Below are 2,273 nucleotides of genomic sequence, written 5' to 3'. Positions count from 1 at the left end.
GAAGGGAACTGGGTCGTGCTGATCAACTTAAACGTCGCTGACGAGCGGCTCACGACTGCGCACAGAGCGAAGTTGGCCTATGTCTACGTGCGGCAGTCATCCGTGAACCAGGTGCGCCAGCATCAGGAGAGCACGGAGCTGCAGTACCGCCTCGTCGATCGCGCCATCGGTCTGGGCTGGCCGCCGGAGCGCGTCCAGGTCATTGACGAGGATCTGGGCAAATCCGGTGCTGGCGGTGTGGATCGTCATGGCTTCCAGAAGCTCTTTGCCGAGATCGGTCTTGGCAACGCCGGTCTTGTGGTGAGCCTCGACGCTTCTCGCTTGGCCCGCAACAACCGGGACTGGCATCAGTTGCTCGAACTGTGCTCGGTGTTTGGTGTGCTCATTGCGGGTGGCGAGCGGCTTTACGATCCGCGCGCCTACCACGACCGCCTGCTGTTGGGCTTGTCCGGCATAATGAGCGAGGCGGAGTTGCATCAGCTTCGGATGCGCCTTCACCAAGGGGAACGCCAGAAGGCGGCGCGGGGCGAACTGCGGCTGCCCCTGCCAGCCGGGCTCGCCTATGATCGCGCCGGAACGATTATTCTCAATCCTGATGAGGAGGTGCAGGCCCGCCTTCATCTCGTTTTTGCCAAATTCCAGGAACTGCAAAGCGCCCGCCGTGTGATGCGGTACTTGGACCGGAACGGATTGTCGTTGCCGGTTCGGCCGCTGCTTGGACCAGCTCCACACGAGACCGTCTGGCGTATGCCAGATAGTGCACGCGTCCTTAGTATCCTTCAAAATCCAGCTTATGCTGGGGGGTATGTTTATGGCCGCCGGCAAAAGGATCCGAGCCGATGCCAGCCGGGATCGCTGACGGGAACGGTCAAGGTGGCGATCGCCGACTCGGCGGTTTGCCTCCGCGCTGCTCACCCGGGTTATATCAACTGGGAGGAGTTCATGGCCAACCAGCGGCGACTGGCAGATAACGTCGCGCATTTTGAGGCAGGACACGCTGGCGTGCCGCGCAAGGGGGCAGCCCTGTTACAAGGAATTGCGATCTGCGGCCGTTGCGGACGGCGCATGAGCATGCGCTACACTGGCCTGAATGCCGACTATCCGGTCTATTGCTGCCGGTCGGATCGGGATCAGGAAGGCAGTGCACTGTGCCAGGAAGTCCGGGCCTTAGCGGTTGACGCCTTGGTCCAGCGGGTGGTCCTCGACGCCCTGGTGCCGGATCAGATTGAGATCGCACTCGCGGCGGCGAGCCAACTGGAGCAGGACAGCCGCCAGCTCGAGCGCCAATGGGCGCTTCGCGTAGAGCGCGCCCGCTACGAGGCCGAGCGCGCTCGACGTCAGTATGACGCCGTAGAGCCCGAGAACCGTCTCGTGGCGCGCTCACTTGAGCGGGCTTGGGAAGAGAAGCTGCGTGCCGTCGAGGCGGTCGAGCAGGAACATGCGCGTTGGCGTGGGCAAGAGCCGCTTCTGATTGGCCCGGTGGAACGCGCAGGGCTACAAGCACTCGGCGAGAACCTGCCGCAGATTTGGAACGCGGCCACCACGTCGGCAGCCGATCGCAAGCGCATTCTGCGATTTGTCATCCGCGAAGTCGTTCTTGATCAGAAGCGGATCCGAGGTCAGGTGTGGCTCAAAATCGTCTGGCAGACCGGCGCAACCAGCGAGCATCACGTGCAACGGCGCGTTCACACCTACCGCAATTACATCGACATTGATGGGTTGCGGCAGCGGATCGTCGAGTTGAATGCTGAACACAAAATGGACGCCGAGATCGCGATAATACTCAATCAAGAAGGCTTCGTCGCGGCCCGAGGCTGCGCCTTCAAAGGCGATAACGTCTGGCTGTTGCGCACCCGCTGGGGCATCCCCACCGTCAAGATCAACTGCGTGGACCAGAATCCCATGCGCTGGCCCGACGGCAGCTTCTCGATTCAGGGGGCAGCGGCTGAGCTTGGATTAACCCCGCAAACAGTGTTCGATTATCTTGCGCGCGGATTGCTGGTAGGTCGTCAGTTAGTCAAAGGTCAGCCATGGCAGATCGAGCTCTCAGACGAACAAATCAGTCAGCTGCGCAATCGGGTACGACGCACCAAGCATTCGAAGAAGGAGGCATCATGAAGTCATCGGCTCGGCAATGACGTCGTGCCATTGCGACACGGGGACCTGACTTGTGATCAACAAGGATCCCTTGTCGTAGCGATCATCGACAATCTCGAGCAGATCGCGGTGCTGGTCGGCGGTGAGCCGGCAGTATCCTCTCCTCTCGTTCCAGG

General features: G+C 61.2%; 2 protein-coding genes. One reads left to right on the top strand and one right to left on the bottom strand.

Going from position 1 to position 2,273, the window contains the following annotated elements; translation table 11 throughout:
* On the top strand, positions 1 to 2,118 hold a 2,118-nt coding region (locus JHD07_RS34945), incomplete at its 5' end, for a recombinase family protein (protein ID WP_291630467.1).
* Here the strand turns inward: JHD07_RS34945 and JHD07_RS34940 are convergent.
* The coding region (locus JHD07_RS34940) for an ATP-binding protein (RefSeq protein WP_291630472.1) at positions 2,113 to 2,273 on the bottom strand (161 nt) is incomplete at its 5' end. The two genes, JHD07_RS34945 and JHD07_RS34940, sit on opposite strands and share 6 nt — an antisense overlap.

Origin of the sequence: Bradyrhizobium sp. (assembly GCF_016462955.1) — a bacterium.
GTDB lineage: Bacteria > Pseudomonadota > Alphaproteobacteria > Rhizobiales > Xanthobacteraceae > Bradyrhizobium.
Note: the sequence above shows the minus strand (reverse complement) of the source record. Positions and strands in the feature narration are given on the sequence as shown.